The sequence below is a fragment of the Rothia sp. HMSC069C01 genome, from assembly GCF_001814655.1.
In the GTDB taxonomy this organism is placed as follows: Bacteria; Actinomycetota; Actinomycetes; order Actinomycetales; family Micrococcaceae; genus Rothia; species Rothia dentocariosa.
Genome location: NZ_KV817384.1, coordinates 1 through 5,445, shown reverse-complemented (window position 1 = coordinate 5,445; position 5,445 = coordinate 1). Strand labels below are relative to the sequence as shown.

The following is a 5,445-nucleotide window of genomic DNA, read 5'->3' as shown; positions in this document are numbered from 1 at the left end:
CAGGCTTGTTGTTTCAAAACTATACAGCGAACGCAAACACCACAAACAACTATAATGTGAATAAGTCTTCAGCCTATTAGTACCAGTCAACTCCACGCCTTACAACGCTTCCATACCCGGCCTATCAACCTCATCATCTCTAAGGAGCCTCACACACCCCAAAAGGTGCCAGGAGAACTCATCTCGAAACAGGCTTCCCGCTTAGATGCCTTCAGCGGTTATCCCTCCCGAACGTAGCCAATCAGCCATGCACCTGGCGGTACAACTGACATACCAGAGGTTCGTCCGTCCCGGTCCTCTCGTACTAAGGACAGCCTTTCTCAATTCTCCAACGCGCGCAGCGGATAGGGACCGAACTGTCTCACGACGTTCTGAACCCAGCTCGCGTACCGCTTTAATGGGCGAACAGCCCAACCCTTGGGACCGACTCCAGCCCCAGGATGCGACGAGCCGACATCGAGGTGCCAAACCATGCCGTCGATATGGACTCTTGGGCAAGATCAGCCTGTTATCCCCGAGGTACCTTTTATCCGTTGAGCGACAGCGCTTCCACAAGCCACTGCCGGATCACTAGTCCCGACTTTCGTCCCTGCTCGAGTCGCCACTCTCACAGTCAAGCTCCCTTGTGCACTTACACTCAACACCTGATTGCCAACCAGGCTGAGGGAACCTTTGGGCGCCTCCGTTACACTTTAGGAGGCAACCGCCCCAGTTAAACTACCCATCAGGCACTGTCCCTGAACCAGATCATGGCCCGAAGTTAGACATCCAGATTGACCAGAGTGGTATTTCAACAACGACTCCACCACCACTAGCGTGACAGCTTCACAGTCTCCCACCTATCCTACACAAGCCAACCCAAACACCAATACCAAACTATAGTAAAGGTCACGGGGTCTTCCCGTCCTGCTGCGCGAAACGAGCATCTTTACTCGTACTGCAATTTCACCGAGTTCATGGTTGAGACAGTAGGGAAGTCGTTACTCCATTCGTGCAGGTCGGAACTTACCCGACAAGGAATTTCGCTACCTTAGGATGGTTATAGTTACCACCGCCGTTTACTGGGGCTTAAATTCTCAGCTTCGCCCACACAGGGCTAACCAATCCTCTTAACCTTCCAGCACCGGGCAGGAGTCAGTCCGTATACCTCGTCTTACGACTTCGCACGGACCTGTGTTTTTGATAAACAGTCGCTTCCCCCTGGTCTCTGCGACCCCTACACGCTCCCCACCGCACGGGCAGATCACGCTCAGGGCCCCCCTTCTCCCGAAGTTACGGGGGCATTTTGCCGAGTTCCTTAACCATGATTCTCTCGATCGCCTTAGTATTCTCTACCTGATCACCTGTGTCGGTTTCGGGTACGGGCAGCTAAAACCTCACGCCGATGCTTTTCTCGGCAGCATAGGATCACCAAATCCCCCACAAACAAGGGGTCCCATCACGTCTCAGACACACAACCGGCGCATTTAACAACCAGTCATCCTACACGCTTAGACCACGACAACCACCGCGTGGCTTGGCTACCTTCCTGCGTCACACCTGTTAACACGCTTACCTCCAAAGCTTGGGTCCCACACACCCCACAACACCACAAAGAAAAACTTCATGACACCGTGATCGGCATGGTTAGCATCACAATATCAGTATGGACGGTCCTTCACTGGTACGGGAATATCAACCCGTTCTCCATCGACTACGCCTGTCGGCCTCGCCTTAGGCCCCGACTAACCCAGGGCAGATTAACTTGACCCTGGAACCCTTGATCATCCGGCGCACGGGTTTCTCACCCGTGATTCGCTACTCATGCCTGCATTCTCACTCCCACACAATCCACCACACACTCCCGTGGCAGCTTCACCTCGTGCAGGACGCTCCCCTCCCCACCCAGCCACAAAAAGCTGATTGCCACAACTTCGGCGGTGTACTTGAGCCCCGCTACATTATCGGCGCAGAATCACTTGACCAGTGAGCTATTACGCACTCTTTCAAGGATGGCTGCTTCTAAGCCAACCTCCTGGTTGTCTCAGCAACTCCACATCCTTTCCCACTTAGCACACGCTTAGGGGCCTTAGTTGATGGTCTGGGCTGTTTCCCTCTCGACAATGAAGCTTATCCCCCACTGTCTCACTGCTACACTCTCACTTACCGGCATTCGGAGTTTAGCTAACGTCAGTAACCCTCACGGGCCCATCGGCTATCCAGTAGCTCTACCTCCAGCAAGAAACATGTAACGCTGCACCTAAATGCATTTCGGGGAGAACCAGCTATCACAGAGTTTGATTGGCCTTTCACCCCTATCCACAGCTCATCCCCCCAGTTTTCAACCTAGGTGGGTTCGGTCCTCCACACGCTCTTACACGTGCTTCAACCTGGCCATGGATAGATCACTCCGCTTCGGGTCTAGATCCTGCCACTACAACGCCCTATTCAGACTCGCTTTCGCTACGACTACCCCACACGGGTTAACCTCGCGACAAAACACTAACTCGCAGGCTCATTCTTCAAAAGGCACGCCACCACCCCACACAAAAGGGGGCTATAACGGCTTGTAAGCACACGGTTTCAGGTACTATTTCACTCCCCTCCCGGGGTACTTTTCACCATTCCCTCACGGTACTGATCCACTATCGGTCATCAGGAAGTATTTAGACTTACCAGGTGGTCCTGGCAGATTCACACGAGATTCCACGAGCCCCGTGCTACTCGGGACATTGTCAACGCACACACAACACTTTCAACTACGGGACTCTCACCCACTACGGTCGACCATTCCAAGCCAGTTCGCCTACCATCATGCACTACGCCGGTGACCAGTTAGAACCACCACAACAACTCCCACAACACCCATGATGCAACACCTAACCGCTATCACACACCACAGGTTTAGCCTCATCCGCGTTCGCTCGCCACTACTAACAGAATCATTATTATTTTCTCTTCCTGCGGGTACTGAGATGTTTCACTTCCCCGCGTTCCCCCCAACTGGCCTATACATTCAACCAGCGGTCACCCACCAAAACGATGAGCGAGGTTTCCCCATTCGGAAATCCTCGGATCCACGCCCAGTTATCGGCTCCCCGAGGCTTATCGCAGATTCACACGTCCTTCATCGGCTCCTGATGCCAAGGCATCCACCGTGTGCCCTTAACAACTTACACACAATCAAGAAAAAGAAGAATCAAGAAACCACACAACCGTGCAGTTCCCAGAAGATGCTCGCGTCCACTATATAGTTCTCAAACAACAAACCACACCAACACCAACACCAAGAACAAACCCAGCACCAGCACCAGCCAGTCACCAAATCAGACCACACCTAGCGTGCAACCCGAAAACCCAAGAACGCACCCGAACAACACAACAACAATGATGACGTATACACAACACCGTGAAACAAAACAAACAACAAAAAAAAGGGGCTGACATTCCACCCATGAGCAAACCACCCACCCGACACTCGCGAGCAGCATGGCCAACCAAACAATAGTTGAGCTCCTTAGAAAGGAGGTGATCCAGCCGCACCTTCCGGTACGGCTACCTTGTTACGACTTAGTCCCAATCGCCAGTCCCACCTTCGACGGCTCCCCCCACCAGGGTTAGGCCACCGGCTTCGGGTGTTACCAACTTTCGTGACTTGACGGGCGGTGTGTACAAGGCCCGGGAACGTATTCACCGCAGCGTTGCTGATCTGCGATTACTAGCGACTCCGACTTCATGGGGTCGAGTTGCAGACCCCAATCCGAACTGAGACCGGCTTTTAGGGATTAGCTCCACCTCACAGTATCGCAACCCTCTGTACCGGCCATTGTAGCATGCGTGAAGCCCAAGACATAAGGGGCATGATGATTTGACGTCATCCCCACCTTCCTCCGAGTTAACCCCGGCAGTCTCCTATGAGTCCCCACCATCACGTGCTGGCAACATAGAACGAGGGTTGCGCTCGTTGCGGGACTTAACCCAACATCTCACGACACGAGCTGACGACAACCATGCACCACCTGTATACCAGCCCCGAAGGGAAACGCCATCTCTGACGCAGTCCAGTATATGTCAAGCCTTGGTAAGGTTCTTCGCGTTGCATCGAATTAATCCGCATGCTCCGCCGCTTGTGCGGGCCCCCGTCAATTTCTTTGAGTTTTAGCCTTGCGGCCGTACTCCCCAGGCGGGGCACTTAATGCGTTAGCTACGGCGCGGAAAACGTGGAATGTCCCCCACACCTAGTGCCCAACGTTTACGGCATGGACTACCAGGGTATCTAATCCTGTTCGCTCCCCATGCTTTCGCTTCTCAGCGTCAGTTACAGCCCAGAGACCTGCCTTCGCCATCGGTGTTCCTCCTGATATCTGCGCATTCCACCGCTACACCAGGAATTCCAGTCTCCCCTACTGCACTCTAGTTAGCCCGTACCCACTGCAAAACCAGGGTTAAGCCCCAGCCTTTCACAGCAGACGCGACCAACCGCCTACAAGCTCTTTACGCCCAATAATTCCGGACAACGCTCGCGCCCTACGTATTACCGCGGCTGCTGGCACGTAGTTAGCCGGCGCTTTCTCTGCACCTACCGTCACTTTCGCTTCTTCGATGCTAACAGAGGTTTACAACCCGAAGGCCGTCATCCCTCACGCGGCGTCGCTGCATCAGGCTTGCGCCCATTGTGCAATATTCCCCACTGCTGCCTCCCGTAGGAGTCTGGGCCGTGTCTCAGTCCCAGTGTGGCCGGTCACCCTCTCAGGCCGGCTACCCGTCGTCGCCTTGGTAAGCCATTACCTCACCAACAAGCTGATAGGCCGTGAGCCCATCTAAAACCACTCCATAACGCTTTCCACCAACACCCCATGCGGAGATTGGTCGTATCCGGTATTAGACCCAGTTTCCCAGGCTTATCCCAGAGTCAAAGGTAGGTCACTCACGTATTACTCACCCGTTCGCCACTAATCCACCTAGCAAGCTAGGCTTCATCGTTCGACTTGCATGTGTTAAGCACGCCGCCAGCGTTCGTCCTGAGCCAGAATCAAACTCTCCGTTACAAAAACAAAAAGCAAACGCATGATCCCATAACTCTCAAAAAAACAATGAACTACTGACAAAACAAAAAACAATCAGGACACAAAACACCAGGCACACCAACGCACCCCATACTCTGCGCCCCACACGAATGTCCCAACCAGCAGACACCACAACAAAATTTTTCAGAACTACAAGACCACACCAAAAAACATGACCTCAATAAGATCAAAAAACATATACGGTATCAACCCCGCACACCAACACCCCCACTACAAGGGCACCAGCGCACTGTCACAACATCCCGTTTCACCAATACACATCATCACAACACAACACACAGTTGTGCCTAAAACGTATTGAACAAAGCACACTCTTGAGTTCTCAAACAACACACCACACCAACAACAACACACAATCAGAGTCATCATCAGCCGGTCA

Annotated in this window: 2 rRNA genes; both read right to left on the bottom strand. The window is 53.1% G+C overall.

The features are described 5' to 3' along the window. Positions 1 to 56 precede the first annotated feature (56 nt). A 23S ribosomal RNA gene (locus HMPREF2981_RS03910) occupies positions 57 to 3,158 on the bottom strand. A gap of 342 nt (positions 3,159 to 3,500) precedes the next feature. Continuing rightward, a 16S ribosomal RNA gene (locus HMPREF2981_RS03905) occupies positions 3,501 to 5,027 on the bottom strand. Together the 16S and 23S rRNA genes form the textbook arrangement of a ribosomal RNA operon. Between the last annotated feature and the right edge of the window lie 418 nt (positions 5,028 to 5,445).